The sequence below is a fragment of the Asanoa sp. WMMD1127 genome, from assembly GCF_029626225.1.
Lineage (GTDB): Bacteria > Actinomycetota > Actinomycetes > Mycobacteriales > Micromonosporaceae > Asanoa.
Window position 1 is genome coordinate 5,301,242 of record NZ_JARUBP010000001.1, and the last position, 17,844, is coordinate 5,319,085.

Sequence of the window (17,844 nt, forward strand, 5' to 3'; positions counted from 1 at the left end):
CGGTCGTGCCCGGTAACGCCAGACCCTCCCTGCCGCACGGCCGAACGACGTACGGTCGAGAACCGTGGACAACCGGAGCGAGGTGCGCGACTTCCTCACCAGTCGCCGCGAGCGGCTCACGCCCGAGCAGGCCGGGGTGCCGCTCTTCGGCGGCAAGCGACGGGTGAAGGGCCTGCGCCGGGAAGAGGTCGCGATGCTCGCCGGCATGAGCACCGACTATTACACCCGCCTCGAACGGGGCAACCTGAGCGGCGTCTCCCCGGCCGTCCTCGAATCGCTGGCCCGGGCGCTGCAGCTCGACGAGGCGGAACGCGCTCACCTGCTCGACCTGGCCGACAGCGCCCAGCCGGCCGTGGCGGGCCGACGGGCGGGCCGCTCGTCGAGCCGCGCCGGCGTACGTCCTGGCGTGCAGCGAATCTTGGACACGATCCATGCTCCGGCTTACGTCCGGAACGGACGCATGGACATCCTGGCCACGAACCGGCTCGGCCGGGCCCTGTTCACCGAGGCCGTGGGCAGCGGCACCACCTTCAATCTCGCCCGCTACCTGTTCCTGGACCCGCGCTCCGCGGACTTCTACCGGGATTGGCGAACCGTCGCCTCCGACGCTGTGGCCGCTCTGCGCACCGAAGCAGGCCGCAACCCGTACGACCGCGGCCTGACCGATCTGGTCGGCGAGCTCAGCACCCGCAGCGAGTGGTTCCGCACCTGGTGGGCGACCCACGACGTGAAGCTGCACCACACCGCGGCCAAGAGCATCCACCACGCGGTCGCCGGCGAACTCGAGCTGACCGGCGAAGCCCTCCACCTTCCCGGCGAGCCCGGCCTGACCATCATCACCTACACGTGGGAGCCGGCCAGCCCCACCGCGCAGGCACTGGCTTTCCTCGACAGCTGGAGCGACCGGCCCGCGAGCGGCGCGGACGGGACCAGCTCCTCGGGCCGACCCGCCGCAAACTGAGCCGCCGCGAGCAGAGCCGGGCACGGCGACCCAGGGCTTGAACGGAACCGTCTGTTCCGCTAGGCTCAGGTTCGGAACGGGCCACTCCGTTCCGAACCTCAGGGGAGCTGATCATGAGCGGGAACATCCAGCGCGAGAATGTCGTCGTCAGCGGCTGGGACGTGCTCGACGAGGCGCATCGCGTGCTGCGTCGGACGGTCGCGGGCGTCGGCGCGGACGCCTGGGACCGGCGCACCCCGTGCGCCGAGTGGAACGTCACCCAGGTGCTGCAGCACGCCGCGGGGGACCAGCTCGGCTACGCGGCGGCGATCACCGGCCAGGGTGGTCCGACCGAGAACCCGTTCGCCCCGTCCGGTCAGCTCGCGCAGGAGCCGATGGCCTACCTGGACCCGGCACTCAACGCCGCGGCCGCCGCATGGGCCACCGTCGGCAAGGACGTCGAGACCGCCATGACGCCGCTGCCGTTGGGTCCGTTGCCGACCTGGGTCGGATCGGGTGCGGCCGCCCTCGACGCCGCGGTGCACGCGTGGGACATCGCCGTGGCGTCCGGGCAGCCGTCGCCGCTGACCGAGGAGCTGTCCCGGTCCCTGATGGCGGTCGCGGTCGAGATCGTCGAACCGCTGCGGGCCTTCGCCTTCGCTCCCGCGATCGAGCCGGCGCCCGGCGACGACCACACCACCGCGCTGCTGAAGTACCTCGGCCGCCGCGCCGACTGGACCGCCTGATCCGCGACGCTGTCCCAGCGGCCGCCGGCCGCTGGGACGGCTCGAGCAGCCAAGCCCAGGTGGAGCGTCAGTCCAGGAAGGTCACGGTCTCCGAGACCGGCGCGTGGCGGACGCGCGGATGCATGACCGCCGGATCGGCGAAGCCGATCGACATGCCACAGAACAGCAGTCGTTCGGGCGGCGGGCCGGTCACCTCGGCGACGGCGCGGTGGAACTCCGCCCACGCCTCCTGCGCGCAGCTGTGCAACCCTTCGGCCCGCAGCAGCAGCATCACCGTCTGCAGATAGATGCCGACGTCAGCCCATCGCGGCGCCGGCATGTCGCGGTCCAGGTAACAGAACAGGGCGGTGCCGGCGCCGAAGCAGGTCCAGTTCCGGGCCCGGATGCGTGCGCGACCCGCGACGTCGCCGCGTGCGACTCCCTGCGAGCCGTAGAGAACATCGCCCAGCGCCGCCATTCGTTCGCGGTATGGCGGGCGCAGGTGCGGCGGGTAGATCGCGAACTCCCGCTCGTCACCCGAGTCGCCGACGGCGATTCGGTCGGCGACTGCCTTCTTCAAAGAAGCCAGCGGATCACCGCTCACCACGTACACGTGCCAGGGCTGCAGGTTGCTGCCCGACGGGGCATCGGCGGCCGCGGTCAGCACCCGCTCGAGCACCGCACGCGGAACAGGCTGATCGGTGAATCGACGAATCGACTGCCTCGTCCGCACCGCATGATAAACGTCCAAAGTGGTCTCAGCTCCGATCGGTGGCCAGCCGCGGGCACGGCGGCCGGGTCAGCCTGGCGTACGACGCGGCGGCCACCAGCAGTCCCACGCCCCAGAGCGAGTAGCCGCCCATCTCCAGCAGCAAGGGCAGGAACGGCCCGCCGAACGCGCCGCGGATCCAGGCGGTCATTCCGGCGATGCCGAAGTACGCCGTCAGGCTCGCCCCGATGAACAGGCCGGTGCCGAGCACCAGCCACCGCGGCACCGCCCGGCCGCGCAGCGGGACCACCCAGGCCGGCCAGAGCCGACCCCAGCGGTGCGCCAGCGCCAAGGGCAACAGCGTGCCGGTCAGGCTCATCAGCACCACGAAGACCGCCAGCGCGGTCCAGGAGACGTCCGTCGTCGCGGACGGCCACCGCCCGGCGAGCGTGTCGACAAGCCACACGCTCATCCGGGCCACGTACCCGGCGACGGCGAGGTAGGCGCCCGCGAACGCCCAGCCGGGCGCCGGCTCCGCCCGGCTCTCCGGCGACCTGCCGTGGACCCGCCCGCACGACTCGCAGGCATGCGCGGCCAGCCTCCGCTCGCGGGCGGCGATGACCAGGCAGAAGACGCCACCGGCGGCGCCGCTGCCGGTCGCCAGCAGGCTGGTGACGCTGCCGGGCCGGGCACCCTCGAACAGCAGCGACACCACGACCACCGGGAACAGGAAGGAATAGACGCACAAGGCGGCGCCGGCGACGGCGTTGAGCACCGCGAGCGCGTGGCGGCCGGTGTCGCTCACGTCGCGGCGGGCGGCAACCGCGGCGCAGAGGCACGCCACGGCCGCGAGAACGCCGAGGACGACCGGCACCCATCCACCCGGAAAGTACGACTCGCGGCCGTTCAGCAACCGAGGCTCGCCCACGACGGCCCACCACGCGTGCACCAGGGCGTACGCGATCTGCCAGACCACCGCGGCGATTCGGGCCCCGTAGACATCGCTGCGCACCTCGCTGACGCTAGGCACGGGTGCGCCGGGCCACCTCCCACTGTGGAGGGAGCGACCTCCCCCACAGAGGTGAGGTCACGGCGCGGGGCGGAGGCCCTGGCGCCAGCTCGGGTGCGCCGGCTGCCAGCCGAGCTCGCGCTTGGCCTTGGCGTTGGACGCGCCGCGCAGTTCCGTCATGAGCACGACGCCCGCCGCTCCGGCGGCCAGCCGGCCGACGAACCGCGGCACCCGCATCGGTTTCCTGGCCCTCAGCATCGCCGCGAGCTCCGGCAGCCATTCCGCGACCGGGGCGGGGTCGTCGTCGACGATGTTGTAGACACCGCGGCCACCGTGGTGCACCGCCGCGACCGTGGCCTCCGCGGCGTCGGCGACGTGGACGAACGACCACACCCCGCCGCCGTCGCCGACGATCGGGAACTTGCGCGCGCGGATCATCTCGACCTGTGCCGACCCCGGTGCCATGGAGGTGCCGGGTCCGTAGAACGCGCCGTACCGCAGCACGATCCCTTCCGTCCAGGCGGCGCCGAGCACGGCCGTCTCCAGGTGCTCGATCGCGGCGATCATCGGTGCCATCTGGCGGACCGGCGCGCGGTCCAGGGGATCCCGTTCGGTCTTGACCGGCCCGCCGGTCCGGCCGTAGGTGAACGCGCCGTTGCTCTGGGCGACGAACCGCCGCACCCCGGCCGCACGCGCGGCCGCGAGCAGGTTGTCGGTGCCCTCGACCCGCAACCGGTTGGTGGCGGCGAAGCTGCGGTCGAAATGGCGTGTGTCGACATGCCCGATGGCGGTCAGCTGGTGCACGACCACCTCCGGCGCCGCCTCGCGCACGGCGGCCTCGACCTCGGCGCGGTCGAGGGCGTCGGCGATGACCGGAACGGCGCCCAGCTGTGCCGCCCGGCCCTTGTTGGATTCGCCGCGGACCATGGCGAACACCTCGTGTCCCGCAGCTACCAGGCGGGGCACCAGTTCCTTGCCCATCGCTCCGGTCGCTCCTGCCACCAGCACTCGCATCGTCGGCTCCCTCGCTGTCCGGTTCGGTTTCGTCACTTGAACCGGATGGCGTGCCGATCCCTGACAGGATCCGACGGAGACGCGCGTCACAGCACCAGCAGGGGCTCCCCGTGGTCGGCGGCCGCCCATTGGCGGGTCGCGCGTTCGAGCTTGTCGGGGTTCGCTTGCGTGCGGCAGGCGCGGATGCCGTCCGCGGTGACCTCCAGGCACATGATGGCCACGACCCGGCCTTCGACGACCGCCACGACGGCGGGTTCGCCGTTGGCGGTCCAGGCGTAGATCTCCGGTGCGCCGCCGACGACGGCATGCTTCGCCGCGCCCGGTGTCACCATGCCCCACACGAACTTCGCGACAGCGACGGCTCCCTCGAACGCCTTGGTGCGCGCCGGAACCTTCCCTCCGCCGTCACCGACGGCGACGGCGTCCTTGGTGAGCAGGCGCACGAGCTCGTCGGTCCGGCCGCTGGCGGCGGCCGTGAGGAACTCCTCGACGATCCGGCGGGCGGCGGTCCGGTCGATGTCGGTGCGGGCATCGGCGGAACCGACATGCTTCCTGGCCCGGTGGAAGATCTGCTGGCTGCCGGCCTCGGTGAGAGGTTGGTCAGCACCTTCGTCAGCCAGGCCTCGGGCACCTCGATGCGGTCGACGTCGGCGGCGTGCCAGCGCAGGAACGTCTCCTGCACGGCGTCCTGCGCCTCGTCCGCCGAACCGAGGAGCCGGTAGGCGATCGCCTCCAGGCGTGGCCTCGCCAGCTCGAACCGCTCGACGTCACTCATCGGAGGCGATCGTATTGGACGCCCGCCGGACCCGGATGTGATTGACGGCTCACCACCTCGCGAACGCTCGTTGATTCGGCGCATGATCCGATCTCGGGCGGCGCTCGTTTCGGGGAGGGCGTGCGGTGGGTCGGCTGCGTGCGGCGACGGGCGAGGTGCTGCTGGTCGCCGTGCTCTTCCTGGCCTACAAAGGAGCACGCTTCCTGGTCGCCGGCCACGCGGCCGAGGCGACGGCCAACGCCACGACCATCTGGCACCTCGAGCGGCTGCTGCGCCTGCCGAGCGAGCTCGCCGTGCAGCATGCGGTGGCCGGCCAGCACGCGCTCGTGGTCGCCGCCAACTGCTACTACGCGTACGTCCACTTTCCGGCGACCGCCGCCGCCCTGATCTGGCTGTACGTGCGGCGGCGTGCGCTCTACCTGCGTACCCGACGGATCCTGGCCGGTCTGACCGCCGCGGCGCTGGCGCTGCACGTCTGGTTCCCGCTCGCACCGCCCCGCCTGGTCGCGAGCACCGGCCTCGTCGACACCGGCGCCGTCTACGGACCGGCGGTCTACGGCCCACCCGACACCGACGCCCTGAGCAACCAGTACGCCGCCATGCCGTCGCTGCACGTCGGTTGGGCACTGGCCGTCGCGGTGGCCCTCGTCGCGGCCGGCCGTGGTCGGCTGCGCTGGCTCTGGCTGGCCCATCCCGCGACCACCCTGGCCGTGGTGGTGGCCACCGGCAACCACTACTGGCTGGACGCCGCCGTCGCCGTCACGTTGCTGGCCGCCGTCAGCGCGGTCGCGTCGCGGTTCCGGTGGTTGGTCGCGCTCGCCGGACCACCGATCCGCCGGTACGGGCCGCGCGCCCTCGCCATGGCGGTCGCGGCGGTCGCCGTGGTGGTCTCGCTGCGGGGACACGTACCCGATGCGGCGGATGTCGTCGCGGACCCGGCCGCCTCTCGCAGCTGCCTGCGGCCGGCGTGTGACCTGTGGATCTAGGCTGGTCAGGTGGCTCTGGTGGGGCGTCGGCGTGAGCTCGGGGCCATCGAGCGACTGCTCGACCGGGCCGCCGGTGGGGTGGGCGGTCACCTGGTGCTGACCGGTCCGGCCGGCGCGGGGAAGACGGCGCTCGCTGACGCCGCCGCGGTGTCGGCCGCTCGGCGCGGGCTGACCGTGCTCCGGGTCGCCGGTGTGGGTGCGGAGTCCGGCCCGTTGGCGTGGAACCAGGTCCTGCGCGATGTCGGTGCCACGGAGTTGCCGGACCAGCCGGCCGACGCCGACCTGGATCGAGCGGCGCGCGACATCGCCGCCGGCGGGCCGCGGTTGCTGCTGATCGACGACGTCGACCGGTGGAACGGCTGGGCCCTGTCGCTGCTCACCCGCCTCACGTCCCGGCTCGCGACCGGCACGACCGCCGTCCTCGTGACCTCCGGCCGTCCGCTCGGAACGGCACCGGAGTTGCACCTCGGCGGGCTTCCCGAGGCCGACCTCCGCCGCCTGCTCGCCGACCTGCCGCCCGCGGCGGTGCACGCGGTGTGGCTCGCGACCGGCGGCCAGCCCGGGCCCGCCCTCGGCCTGGCGGCGGCGCTGTCGGCGTTGCCCGACACCGCCGACGCGCTGACGCACCTGGCGCTGGAGACGTCGTCGCGGGCCGGGTTCCTCGACCTCGACGCCGGCCTGGTGCGGCTCCTCGAGGTCGCGGCCGGCCGCGACCTGCCGCCCACCACCCGCGCGCGTGTGCTGGCCCGGCTCGCCCGCGAGCTGCTGGGCGACCGATCGGCGCAGGGTCGCCGCGAGGAGCTGACGGACGAGGCGGTGCGGCTGGCCCGGGTCGCCGGCGATCCGGAGACGCTCGCCGAGGTGCTCGACGCCCGGTTGCACGCGCTGTGGGATCCGGCCGCCGCCGAGGATCGGCTGGCCGTCGCCGACGAGATCGTGGCGCTGGCCCGGCGGGCCGCCGACGCGCGGCTGGAGCTGCGTGGGCTGTTCTGGGGCTTCGTCGCCCGCGCCGAGCTCGGCGACCTCGCCGAGGCGGAGGAAGCACTCCGGGCGTACGCCCGTGCCGGTGAGCTCGCCGGCGACGCCGAGGCGGCGGTCGTGGTGGTGGCCCGGCAGGCCATGCTGGCCACGATCCGCGGCCGTTTCGACGTGGCCGAGGAGCTGATCGCCCGACTGGAGGCGCAGGGGCACGTGATCGGCCTGGCCGACACCGAGCGCCTGGTCGCCTCCTTGCGCGGCCGGCTCGCGCTGCTGCGGGGCGACGCCACCGCGGGGGAGGTCGAGACGTTGCGCGAGCTGGCCCGGCGGTTGCCGGGCAGCTACTTCGAGGCGACCGCCGCCCGGACGCTGGCCGAGTCCGGCCGGGATGACGAGGCGGCCCTCGAGCTGGAGCGGGTGCTGCCCGCGGTGTTGGCCGGCACGGGCCCGCGGTGGCTGGGAGCGGTCGCCGACCTCGGTTTCGTGGCGGCGCGGCGCGGCGACCCCGAGGCGGCGCAATCGTTGTACGACGCCCTGCTGCCGTACCGGGGACGCCTGGTGGTCTGGGGCGGCGCCAACACGATCACCGGACCGGTCGACGACTACCTGGGCCGGCTGGCCGCCCACCTCGGCCGCCGCGACGACGCCCGCGGCCACCTCGATCGCGCGGTCGACCTGGAGCAACGCACCGGCACGTTGCCGTGGCTGGCCTACACGCTGGCCGCCCGGGCCGAGGTCACCGGTGCGCCCGACGATGTGGCCCGGGCCCGCGGGATCGCCGAACGGCTCGGCCTGCGTGGGTTGCTCACCGCGCTGACGCCGCCGGCCGACGAATGGCGGCTGGTCCGGGACGGCGCCGACTGGGTGCTCGACGCCGGCGCCGAGACGGTCCGCCTGCGCGACAGCCGGGGTGTGCACTACCTCCGCGCCCTGCTGGCCGTGCCGGGGCAGGAGATCCCGGCACTCGATCTCGTGGCGGGCGGCGCCGGGCTGCGGGTGCCGCCGGCCGAACCGGTGCTCGACGACACCTCGCGCGCGGCCTACCGGCGCCGGCTCGCGACGCTCGACGAACAACTGGACGCGGCGGACCGGGCCGGCGACACGGAACGCGCGGCGGCGGTCGAGGCCGAACGCGCCGCGCTGCTCGCGGAGCTTCGCCGGCACACCGGGCTGGGCGGGCGGCCCCGGGTCCAGTCCGGCGAGGCCGAACGCGCCCGCGTCAACGCCACCCGCGCGCTGCGGGCCACCGTCGACCGGATCGCGGCGGGCGCCCCGTTGGCCGGCGCCCACCTGAGCTCCTCGCTGCACACCGGCCGGCTCCTGCGCTACCAGCCGGCGCCCGGTGGCCCGGCCCGCTGGCGGGTGTGACCGTCGCCACGAACGGGTTGTGCACCCCGTTGTTACGCCTCCCCGGGCGTACATCGACGACGGGAGCGCACTCATGATCGAGACAACTTTCGGGGAGCTGGCCGCCGACAGGTACGGCGATCGGGCCGACGAGCGCCCGCCGCTGGTTCTGCTGCACGGGCTGACGTACGACCGGCGCCACTGGGGTCCCTTGGTGGCCGCGCTGGCGGATCGCGAGCCCGGACGCCGGGTGGTCGCGTTCGACCTGCCGGGCCACGGTGGGTCGCCGCGGCGCGAGACCTACTGCCTCGACGAGGTGGCCCGGCTCGTGCACGAGGCCGTGACGGACGCCGGACTCGACGCGCCGGTGGTCGTCGGCCACTCGATCGGCGGCGTCGTGGCCACGATCTACGGCGCGACGTACCCGGCGCGGGGTGTCGTCAACATCGACCAGCCGCTGTCGGTCGGTGGGTTCGCGGACCTGCTGCGCCGGTCGGCGGCCGACCTGCGCGGTCCGCATTTCGCGCGGGTGTGGGCGTCGCTGCGCGCCGGGATGGGCGTCGACCAGCTGCCGCCGGCCGCTCGGCGGCTGATCGACGCGGCCAGCACACCGGACCAGGACCTCCTGCTCGGGTACTGGCACGAGTTGCTGTTCCGGCCCGCCGCCGAGCTCACCGTCCGGCGCGAGCGGGAGCTGGCCACGATCAGGTCCCGCGGCGTCGGCTACCACCACGTGGCGGGTGTCGAGCCCGATCCGGCGTACCAGCGATGGTTGGTCTCGGCCCTGCCCGACGTCGCCGTGTCCGTGGTGGCCGGCGGCGGCCACTTCCCGCACGTCGTGCGACCCACCGACGTCGCCGAGCTGCTGGCGGGCGACCGATGACCAGCCTCCAGGAGGACCTGGTGCGGCTGCGTCGCGAGCTGCACCGGCGGCCCGACGTCGGACTCGACCTGCCGCTGACGCAGCGCGCCGTGCTGGACGCGTTGGGCGGGTTGGGGCTCGAGACCACCGTCGGCGCCGGTCTCAGCTCGGTGACCGCGGTGCTGCGCGGCGGCCGACCGGGGCCGGCCGTGCTGCTCCGCGCCGACATGGACGCGCTGCCGATCAAGGAGCTGACCGGACTGGCGTACGCCAGCGAGGTCGACGGGGTGATGCACGCCTGTGGTCATGACCTGCACACCGCGATGCTGGTCGGTGCGGCCCGCCTGCTGGCCGCGCGGCGCGAGGAGTTGCGGGGCGACGTCGTCTTCATGTTCCAGCCGGGCGAGGAAGGCTGGGACGGCGCGGGGCGGATGATCGCCGAGGGGGTGCTGGACGCCGCCGGCCAGCGGGTCAGCGCCGCGTACGCGATGCACGTGCGGTCCTACGGGACGCCGCGCGGGCACGTGACCAGTCGGCCGGGCACGGTCATGGCGACGTTCGACGAGCTGCGCGTGACGGTACGCGGCCGCGGCGGACACGGCTCGCTGCCGCACCGGGGCCGCGACCCGGTGGTGGTCGCCGCGGAGCTGGTTACGGCGCTGCAGACGATGGTCACCCGCCGGTTCGACGTGTTCGACCCCGTGGTCCTGACGGTCGGCACCTTCCACGCGGGCGTCAGCGCGAGCACGATCCCCGACACCGCCTCGTTCGCCGCGACCGTCCGGACCTTCTCCGCCGCCGCCCGCGCGGCCGTGCGCACGGAGACCCGACGCCTCTGCGAGAGCATTGCCAACGGGTACGGGCTGACGGCGGAGGTGGAGTACGCCGAGCACTATCCGCTGACGGTCAACGACGGCGCCCGGTACGAGTTCGCCCGCGCGGTGGTCTCCGACGTCCTCGGCCCGTCCCGGTTCCGGCCGATGCCGTTCCCGGCCGCGAGCGCCGAGGACTTCTCCCGCGTCCTGGCCGAGGTCCCGGGTTGCTACCTGATCCTGGGCGCGAGCGCGGCCGAGGACCCGGAACAGGCGCCGGTGAACCACAGCCCCCGCGCAATCTTCGACGACACGGTCCTCTCGGACGGCGCCCTGCTGCTCGCCGAACTCGCCCGCCGCAGCGGGATCGAAGCCGAAGCCTGATCGGTCCGGGCCGGGGCACGGGTCGCGTTCGGCCGGCGTGTGGTCGGCCGTCGCGGGGTATCACCGCTGCAGCCCGTCTCCTGGGGAGGATCGCGATGGCGCTGCGGATCGAGGACTACGCGTTGATCGGCGACACGCAGACCGGGGCGCTGGTGGGCAAGGACGGGTCGATCGACTGGCTCTGCGTGCCCCGGTTCGACTCGGATGCCATCTTCGCCGCGCTCCTCGGCACGGAACAGCACGGTCGGTGGTTGCTCGCGCCCGCCGGTGAGGTGCGGGCGGTCCGCCGCCGCTACCGGGGTGACAGCCTGGTCCTCGAGACGGAGTTCGACACCGACGAGGGAACCGTGCGGGTGCTGGACTTCATGCCGCCACGCGGGGAGGCGCCCGACCTCGTCCGGATCGTCGAGGGGGTACGCGGCCGCGTGCCCATGACGATGGAGCTGCGGCTGCGGTTCGGCTACGGGCGGGTCGTCCCGTGGGTCTACCGCGAACAGGGCGACCTCGTCGCGGTGGCCGGCCCGGACGCCGTCTGGCTGCGTACCCCGGTCGAGACTCATGGCCGTGACCTGGCGACCCGCGCCGACTTCACGATCGGGGCCGGCGACCGGGCGCCGTTCGTGCTGACCTGGCGCGCGTCGCACCTGCCGCCGCCGAAGCCGATCGACCCGGTCGTCGAGCTCGGCGCCACCGAGGGCTACTGGCAGGGTTGGATGGCCGCTGCAGGTCAAGTTGATGGACTTCGTCGAACAGCACTGGCAGGACCCCGACGAGGGCATCTGGGAGGTCCGCGGCGGCTCGAAACACTTCACCCACTCCAAGATCATGGCGTGGGTGGCGGCCGACCGCGCGGTCAAGGCCGTGGAGGACTTCGGTCTCGACGGCCCGGCGGCCCGGTGGGCGGCCCTGCGCGACGACATCAAACGCGACGTGCTGAAGAACGCGTACGACGAGCGGCGTGGCACCTTCACCCAGTTCTACGGTTCGTCCGAACTGGACGCGTCGATCCTCATGGCCTCGCTGGTGGGCTTCCTGCCCGCGACCGACGAGCGGATGCGCGGCACGGTCGCCGCGATCGAACAGGAGCTGCTCCGCGACGGTTTCGTGCAGCGCTACACGCAACCGCCGGGCGAGGGAGTCGACGGGCTGCCCTCCGGGGAAGGCGCCTTCCTCGCCTGCTCCTTTTGGCTCGCCGACAACTACGCCCTGATGGGCCGCCACGACGAGGCGCGGGTGCTGTTCGAGCGGCTGCTGGCGCTCCGCAACGACGTCGGGTTGCTCGCCGAGGAGTTCGACCCCCGCGCCGGCCGCCTCGTCGGCAACTTCCCGCAGGCGTTCAGCCACGTGCCGCTCATCGACACCGCGCGCAACCTGTCCGCCGGGACCACCGGCCCGTCCGAGGAACGCCAACGCGAGGGCCGGCGCAGCCCACGCGAATAGCGGTGCGACCACCACCAAGATGTCGGGAGCGCGAGGAGCGGACGCAGACCGTCACCAGGTCGCCGGCCGTGCGGTCGCACCTGGGCACGTCTGCGGCTCGCTGGTCAGGGGAGGCCACAGCTACCAACCGACCCTCGATTGTCATCGCCGGGAGCCCGCGGTGAGCGGCGTTATCGGGCGCGACACGCTGCCCGTACCCGCTGCCGTTGAGGAGCTCGCCGCGGTCGGCGTCGCCACCGCGCACGAGGCAAAGGTCGCGGGTCCGGGAAGCCAACGAGGCGGTCAAGGGGGCGAGGCTCGCGGCCGGGGAGCTCGGGCTCGACCGTTACAACCTGCGGCCGCTGCTTGAGAAGCTCGGCGTCGTCTACCGCGACGCGACCGAGTCCTGAGCCAGCACCGCTCTGGATCGCGGCCGCCAGGCGGCGTCATAGCTAGCTTCCGGTGGTCTGGCCGAAGAGGGCCGCCTGGATGTCGGCGTAGAAGGTGGCCGGGTCACCGGCGAGGGCGGCCTTGACGTTGGCGGTGACGGGGTCGCCGATGACTTCCAGTGCGCCGGCTTCGAGGCCGTCGAGGGCCGCGGCGACGACCTCGGCCGGTGGGAGCTTCGGGACGTCGTACGCGGCCATCATGTCCGTGTCGGCGATCGCGAGGGCCAGCGCGGTCACCTGGGTCCGCTGTCCGGCGAGCTCCATGCGTACGCCGTTGGTGAGGGACCATTCCGCCGCCTTCGCCGCGGCGTAACCGTTGCTCGCGGGGCCGTAGACGTACCAGGACAGGGCGGAGATGACGTTGAGGATGGCGCCGTCCGCGAGGCGGGGTGCGAAGGCCCGGGTGACGTTGAGCGTGCCCCAGAAGTGGGTGTCGAACTCGCGGCGGACGTTGTCGAGGCTGTCGCCGAGCAGCGGGGAGTGCGTCGAGATGCCGGCGTTGTTGACGAGGATGTCCAGCTCGCCGACCTGGGACGCGGCCGCCTCGATGGAGGCCGGGTCGGTGATGTCGAGGCGCAGCGGGGTGACGCCGGGAGTGTCGACGAGCTCCGGGCGGCGCGCGGTGGCGTAGACGGTGGTGGCGCCGCGGGCGACCAGTGCCTCCACGAAGGCCTTGCCGAGGCCGCGGTTGGCCCCGGTGACGAGCGCGATTGATCCCTTGATCTGCATGCGGCTACGCTAGAACCTGACGTTGACGTCAGAGGCAAGGGGCGAGACGGGGGTCACATGCGGATCGGCGATGTGGCGGCGCGGGCGGCCGTGAGTGTCCGGGCCCTGCGCTACTACGAGGAGCAGGGGCTGCTGGCGTCGACGCGCAGTGCGAGCGGGCAGCGGCACTACGCCGAGGCGGCGGTGGAGCGGGTGCGGCTGATCCAGTCGCTCTACGCGGCCGGTCTGTCCAGCAGGACGATCGCCGACCTGCTGCCGTGCGTCGACGCCCAGGTCAGCACGCCGGAGTCGCGGCGGCTGCTGGCGGCCGAGCGGGACCGCATCGACCGCCAGATCGCCGAGCTGACGCTCACCCGGGACAAGCTGGACGCCATCATCGAGCAGACGTCCCGCCCGAACCCGCAGTGTGCCTACGTGCCCTCCGGCGGGGCCGTTTAACGGCCCTGTCCCGCGAGCTGCCTCCGCAGCTCTTCCGCGTCGTGCAGGGCGGACATGTGCCGGAACCTGCCGTCGCTGAGGGTGTAGATCGCGAACTCGACGATCGTGATCGGGCGGCCGGTGGGCGCGACGCCGAGCCACTCCTTGACCGGCGTGCCGGTGTTGATCAGACGCGCGGCCAACCGGTCGCCGCTGACGGCGATCTCCTGGGTCTCCCAGTGGAAGTCGGGGACGGCGTCGGCGATGCCGCGCAACTGGGCGACGACGTCGTCGCGGGTGGCGGGCTCGCTCTGCAGGGTGATCTTCTCGTGCACGAACTCGTCCATGCGCTCGAACTCGTGGGCGTTGAGCGCCGCGATGTAGCGCTCGTAGAAGTCGCGGACGTTGTTGTCGGCCATGGCCACTCCAACCGCGCGCCTTCGAGTTCTATTCCGATCGGTACAGAAGTCGGCGCTCGGGCGCACGCCGGAGAGCCAGCGAAGCGGACAGGGCGCAGCGCAGACCCGGCGGTTCGAACCAACGGGTCAGCACACGCGTAACCAACGTGTTACGCTTCCGGCGTGGACGAGGTGGCCGGGGCGATCGCGGACGGGGTGCGGCGGCAGATCCTGCTGATGCTCCGCGACGGGCCGCTCGCGGCCGGCCAGATCGCGGACCGGTTCGCGATCAGCCGGCCCGCCGTCAGCCGCCACCTCCGTGTGCTGCGCGAGGCGGGCCTGGTGCGCGACGCGGCCGACGGGCGCCACCGGGTCTACGCGCTCGTCACCGCGCCGGTCACCGAGTTGATGGGCTGGCTGGAAGAGCTGACCCGGCCGTCCGCCTGGCAGAGCCGGTTCGACGCGTTGGAGACCGAGGTTTACCGCACCCGGCGCGAGCGGCGCACGGCCGCCGCGCCCGACCGAACCCAGGAGAGGACCGCATGAGCCCGACACCTACGGGACGACTGTTCGGCAACGACCTCGTGCTGACCCGCACGTTCCGCGCGCCCGCGGAAGACGTGTGGGCGAGCCTGACCGATCCCGAACGCACGGCGCGCTGGTTCGGGCCGTGGAAAGGCGACGCGGCGCCGGGACGCACGGTCCAGGTCCAGCTCATGCAGGAGGACGGCCAGCCCTGGATGGACTTCAGGATCGACGCGTGCGAGGCGCCGAGCCGGCTGGCCCTGTCGGCCGTCGACACGCACGGCAACTGGGAGCTCGACCTGGTGCTGGGGGAGAGCGAGGGCGTGACCGAACTGCGTTTCACACAGCACCTGGCCGACACCGCGGGCGTCGGCGAGATCGGACCGGGCTGGGAGTTCTATCTGGACGCGCTGGTCGCCGCGCGCGAGGGTCGCCCGCTGCCCCGGTTCGACGACTACTTCCCCTCGATGAAGGACCACTTCGACGCCCAGGTGGTCTAGGTTCTACGCGTGCTCGGCACGTCCGATCGTCCTGAGCACTTCTCGCTGCAGGACAGCCTCAGCGCCATGACGAAGTCCGATCGCTCGGATGGCCGAAGCCCGTGCCGCCGATTGAGGCGAACAGGCGAGACTACCTAGCGGCCACGGGCCCGGAAGACCTCGGACAGCGTCCGGATGACCACCTTCACGTCGAGCCAGAGAGACCAGTTCTCGATGTAGTAGTTGTCGAACCGGGCGCGGTCGGAGATCGGCGTGTCGCCGCGCAGGCCGCTGACCTGGGCCAGGCCGGTCAGGCCGACTGGCACCCGGTGGCGCATCGCATAGTCCGGATAGTCGGCGGAGAACTGGTCGACGAAGAACGGGCGTTCCGGGCGTGGACCGACGATGGTCATGTCGCCGCGCAGGATGTTCCACAACTGCGGCAGCTCGTCCAAGGAGGTGCGGCGCAGGAACCGGCCCACCGGACCGACCCGTGGATCGTCGGCGATCGACCACGTCGTCTGTGCCTCGGTAGCGGTGCTCGGCCGCATCGACCGGAACTTGACCAGATGGAACGGCTTTCCGTAGCGGCCGATCCGCTGTTGCCGGAAGAAGATGCCCGGCCCGCCCTCGATCAGCACGGCCAGGGCGCACAGCAGCATCACCGGGCCGAGGACCACGAGGGCGATCGAGGCGGCCACGATGTCGGAGGCGCGCTTGACCCACCAGCGCGGGCCGCTCAGGGACGACCGGTGCACCCGGACCACCGGGATGGCGCCGATGTGGTCGGGGATGCCGCCGTCGGAGTGGAACTCGCGCAGGCGCGGCACCATCCACAGGTCGCAGTCGAGCATGGCCGGCAGCCGGGCGATCCGCAGCAGGGTCGCGTCGGTGCAGTCGATGTCGGCGATCAGCACCACGTCGCACTCGACCAGGCGGATCAGCGTCTCGAGGTCGTCGAGGTGGCCGATCAGCGGCATGCTGTCGCGCAGCACGTGCTCGGTGGACGCCACGTCGACGAAGCCCGTGAAACGCAGGCCGTATTCGGGGTAGCGGCGCAGCAGCCGGGCCACTTCGATCGCCACCGGACCGCCGCCGAGCACGATCGCGCTGTGTTCGACCCACCGCCGGCGCCGGGCCAGGATCGCGATCTGCCGGGTGACCAGGCGGCCGACGATCACCAGCAGGGCGGAGACCGCGATCGTACGCAGAAGCTTGTCGGCGGCCGACACCGAATCGTGCCGGAGCGCTCCGACGATCGCGACCATCGCGGCGGCGGCGAGCAGCCGGCCGCACAGGGTGGGCAACTCGTCGAGGAAGGAGATGTGCCGGCGCCCACGGTAGAGGCCGCCGAGGGCGAACAAGGTCACCGTGGCGACCGCACCGGCCACCACTCCCTTCCAGCTCTCCTGGGTGTATGCCAACGGCGCGAGATAGGCCAGCAGGTCGACCGGCAGCGACATCATCCACACGCGCAGCGACCGGGTGCGCGAGGAGGTGGGTGTGCCCACATAGGGCAGCACGACGGTGGGACGGTCGCGATCGGACTCGACCGGGACGGGCTCACGCGGGCGCGGCACCGCGTCGCCGGTCTCCTGGCGGCCGGTCGGCGGAGCGCCGAACTGAACCATGTGTTTCCCCCGTACGTGAGACAGGAACGCATCCACCTGTCATCGCACGATGTTACGACCATCCATGGGAGCCGGGACACCCCGCTCGCGCCGGGATGATGAGGCTTCCTCGTGGTCAGTACCATCGGCGCCATGTCCAGTCGCCCGCCCCACGCCGACCCCGACTCGACCGCGGTGATCAGCCCGGTCCCCACCGACGGTTCGGACGGTCCGGACAAGCCGGGCGACCCGCCGGTGCGGCACGGCCGGCGGCGCCGTTGGCGGCGCGTCCTCGTGATCGTGCTCGCGGCCGTGCTGCTGCTGGTCGGCGGCGGTGCGCTCGCGGCGACGCTCTACGTGCGGTCGGTCGACGGCGACATCGAGCGCATCGAGGCCTTCGACGCGGTGCCCGAGGCGGCCCGTCCGCCGAAGGTCGAGGCGGCCAAGGACGCGTTGAACTTCCTCGTGCTCGGCAGCGACTCGCGCGACCCGGCCAACGCGTCGGGCTCCCGCAGCGACACCATCATCCTGCTGCACCTGACGAAGGACCGGTCCAGTGCGCAGATGGTGTCGATCCCGCGTGACACCTGGCTGCACGTGCCGCCCACCAAGGACGGCAAGCGCGGCGACGCCGACGCCAAGATCAACGCGGCGTTCGCCTGGGGCGGCGTCCCGTTGATGGTGCAGACGGTCGAGAGTTACACGAAGGTGCGCATCGACCACGTCGCCATGGTCGACTTCGCGGGCTTCAAGGAGATCGTCGACGCGCTGGGCGGCGTCGAGATCGACGTCGAGGAGTCCTTCACCTCGACCCACTCACTCAATCCCGACAGCATCCGGCATTTCCGCAAGGGTCCCCAGACGATGGACGGGGCGGCGGCGCTCGACTACGCCCGCGAGCGGTTCGCCTTCAAGGACGGCGACTTCGCCCGCATCCGCCACCAGCAGCAGGTCATCAAGGCGATTCTCAACAAGGCGTCGTCGGGTGGCATCCTGACCAACCCGGGCCGGCTCAACGGGTTTCTGCGCGCCACGGCCGACGCCGTGGCCGTCGACGGCACGCTGAACCTGTTCGACATGGCGATGGAGCTGCGCCACCTGCGCAGCGACAACCTGTCGTTCTTCACGAGCCCGTCCAAGGGCACCGGCATGGTCGGCGACCAGAGCGTCGTGCTCCCCGACCCGACCAAGGCCAGGGAGCTGTTCGATGCGGTCCGGCGCGACGACGTCGCGGCGCTGACCAAAGCCGGCGGCTGAGCGAGAACGACGGCGAGCCG

General features: G+C 72.5%; 18 protein-coding genes and 2 pseudogenes. 13 read left to right on the forward strand and 7 right to left on the reverse strand.

Annotated features, from left to right (window positions below; all coding sequences use genetic code 11):
* Nucleotides 1-64 precede the first annotated feature (64 nt).
* Together O7635_RS25330 and O7635_RS25335 are read left to right on the forward strand one after the other, a co-directional pair.
* Nucleotides 65-961, forward strand: coding sequence for a helix-turn-helix transcriptional regulator (locus O7635_RS25330; protein ID WP_278082962.1), 897 nt, complete (start codon nt 65-67; stop codon nt 959-961).
* Between the two features lie 113 nt (nt 962-1,074).
* Nucleotides 1,075-1,686 carry a TIGR03086 family metal-binding protein gene (locus tag O7635_RS25335; protein WP_278082963.1) on the forward strand — a complete coding sequence of 204 codons (612 nt, stop codon included), beginning with the start codon at nt 1,075-1,077 and terminating at the stop codon, nt 1,684-1,686.
* Nucleotides 1,687-1,753: 67 nt separating this feature from the next.
* Here the strand turns inward: O7635_RS25335 and O7635_RS25340 are convergent, their stop codons facing one another.
* From O7635_RS25340 to O7635_RS25355, 4 genes and pseudogenes are all read right to left on the reverse strand, one after another.
* Nucleotides 1,754-2,398 (reverse strand): nitroreductase, encoded by a 645-nt coding sequence (locus O7635_RS25340; protein WP_278082964.1) that lies wholly within the window; start codon nt 2,396-2,398, stop codon nt 1,754-1,756.
* Nucleotides 2,399-2,423: 25 nt separating this feature from the next.
* Nucleotides 2,424-3,386 carry a hypothetical protein gene (locus tag O7635_RS25345; protein ID WP_278082965.1) on the reverse strand — a complete coding sequence of 321 codons (963 nt, stop codon included), beginning with the start codon at nt 3,384-3,386 and terminating at the stop codon, nt 2,424-2,426.
* A 75-nt stretch (nt 3,387-3,461) separates the two neighbouring features.
* On the reverse strand, nt 3,462-4,397 hold the full coding sequence (locus O7635_RS25350) for an NAD(P)-dependent oxidoreductase (protein ID WP_278082966.1): 936 nt from the start codon (nt 4,395-4,397) through the stop codon (nt 3,462-3,464).
* An 86-nt stretch (nt 4,398-4,483) separates the two neighbouring features.
* Nucleotides 4,484-5,172, reverse strand: a pseudogene (locus O7635_RS25355) (sigma factor).
* A gap of 125 nt (nt 5,173-5,297) precedes the next feature.
* Between O7635_RS25355 and O7635_RS25360 the strand changes: the two are divergent.
* From O7635_RS25360 to O7635_RS25390, 7 genes and pseudogenes are all read left to right on the forward strand, one after another.
* On the forward strand, nt 5,298-6,158 hold the full coding sequence (locus tag O7635_RS25360; RefSeq protein WP_278082967.1) for a phosphatase PAP2 family protein: 861 nt from the start codon (nt 5,298-5,300) through the stop codon (nt 6,156-6,158).
* Between the two features lie 9 nt (nt 6,159-6,167).
* Nucleotides 6,168-8,504, forward strand: coding sequence for an ATP-binding protein (locus O7635_RS25365; RefSeq protein ID WP_278082968.1), 2,337 nt, complete (start codon nt 6,168-6,170; stop codon nt 8,502-8,504).
* 73 nt (nt 8,505-8,577) lie between these two features.
* The gene (locus O7635_RS25370; protein ID WP_278082969.1) at nt 8,578-9,366 is read left to right on the forward strand and encodes an alpha/beta fold hydrolase; all 789 of its coding nucleotides are present in this window, start codon (nt 8,578-8,580) and stop codon (nt 9,364-9,366) included.
* Entirely contained in the window at nt 9,363-10,541 is a 1,179-nt protein-coding gene (locus O7635_RS25375; protein WP_278082970.1) for a M20 family metallopeptidase, read from the forward strand. Before O7635_RS25370 ends, O7635_RS25375 begins: the two co-directional genes overlap by 4 nt.
* 95 nt (nt 10,542-10,636) lie before the next feature.
* Nucleotides 10,637-11,029: pseudogene (locus O7635_RS25380) on the forward strand (trehalase-like domain-containing protein); the annotation flags it as partial.
* A 247-nt stretch (nt 11,030-11,276) separates the two neighbouring features.
* Nucleotides 11,277-11,981, forward strand: coding sequence for a glycoside hydrolase family 15 protein (locus O7635_RS25385; protein WP_278082971.1), 705 nt, complete (start codon nt 11,277-11,279; stop codon nt 11,979-11,981).
* Nucleotides 11,982-12,187: 206 nt separating this feature from the next.
* Nucleotides 12,188-12,370, forward strand: a complete 183-nt coding sequence (locus O7635_RS25390; protein ID WP_278082972.1) for a hypothetical protein — start codon at nt 12,188-12,190, stop codon at nt 12,368-12,370.
* A gap of 42 nt (nt 12,371-12,412) precedes the next feature.
* Here O7635_RS25390 and O7635_RS25395 read toward each other — a convergent pair whose 3' ends face one another.
* A complete protein-coding gene (locus tag O7635_RS25395; protein WP_278082973.1) occupies nt 12,413-13,138 on the reverse strand; it encodes an SDR family oxidoreductase in 726 nt (241 codons plus the stop codon).
* Nucleotides 13,139-13,195: 57 nt separating this feature from the next.
* Between O7635_RS25395 and O7635_RS25400 the strand changes: the two genes are divergently transcribed.
* On the forward strand, nt 13,196-13,576 hold the full coding sequence (locus O7635_RS25400) for a MerR family transcriptional regulator (RefSeq protein ID WP_278082974.1): 381 nt from the start codon (nt 13,196-13,198) through the stop codon (nt 13,574-13,576).
* Here O7635_RS25400 and O7635_RS25405 read toward each other — a convergent pair.
* Nucleotides 13,573-13,974, reverse strand: a complete 402-nt coding sequence (locus tag O7635_RS25405) for an ester cyclase (protein WP_278082975.1) — start codon at nt 13,972-13,974, stop codon at nt 13,573-13,575. The two genes, O7635_RS25400 and O7635_RS25405, sit on opposite strands and share 4 nt — an antisense overlap.
* Nucleotides 13,975-14,136: 162 nt before the next feature.
* Here O7635_RS25405 and O7635_RS25410 point away from each other — a divergent pair, with 162 nt between their 5' ends.
* Entirely contained in the window at nt 14,137-14,499 is a 363-nt protein-coding gene (locus O7635_RS25410; RefSeq protein WP_278082976.1) for a metalloregulator ArsR/SmtB family transcription factor, read from the forward strand.
* Nucleotides 14,496-14,978, forward strand: a complete 483-nt coding sequence (locus O7635_RS25415) for an SRPBCC family protein (RefSeq protein WP_278082977.1) — start codon at nt 14,496-14,498, stop codon at nt 14,976-14,978. The genes O7635_RS25410 and O7635_RS25415 overlap by 4 nt, the downstream gene beginning before the upstream one ends.
* Before the next feature lie 134 nt (nt 14,979-15,112).
* Here O7635_RS25415 and O7635_RS25420 read toward each other — a convergent pair whose 3' ends face one another.
* A complete protein-coding gene (locus O7635_RS25420; protein ID WP_278082978.1) occupies nt 15,113-16,588 on the reverse strand; it encodes a sugar transferase in 1,476 nt (491 codons plus the stop codon).
* A 132-nt stretch (nt 16,589-16,720) separates the two neighbouring features.
* Here O7635_RS25420 and O7635_RS25425 point away from each other — a divergent pair, with 132 nt between their 5' ends.
* Nucleotides 16,721-17,824, forward strand: a complete 1,104-nt coding sequence (locus tag O7635_RS25425; RefSeq protein WP_278082979.1) for an LCP family protein — start codon at nt 16,721-16,723, stop codon at nt 17,822-17,824.
* Nucleotides 17,825-17,844 lie beyond the last annotated feature (20 nt).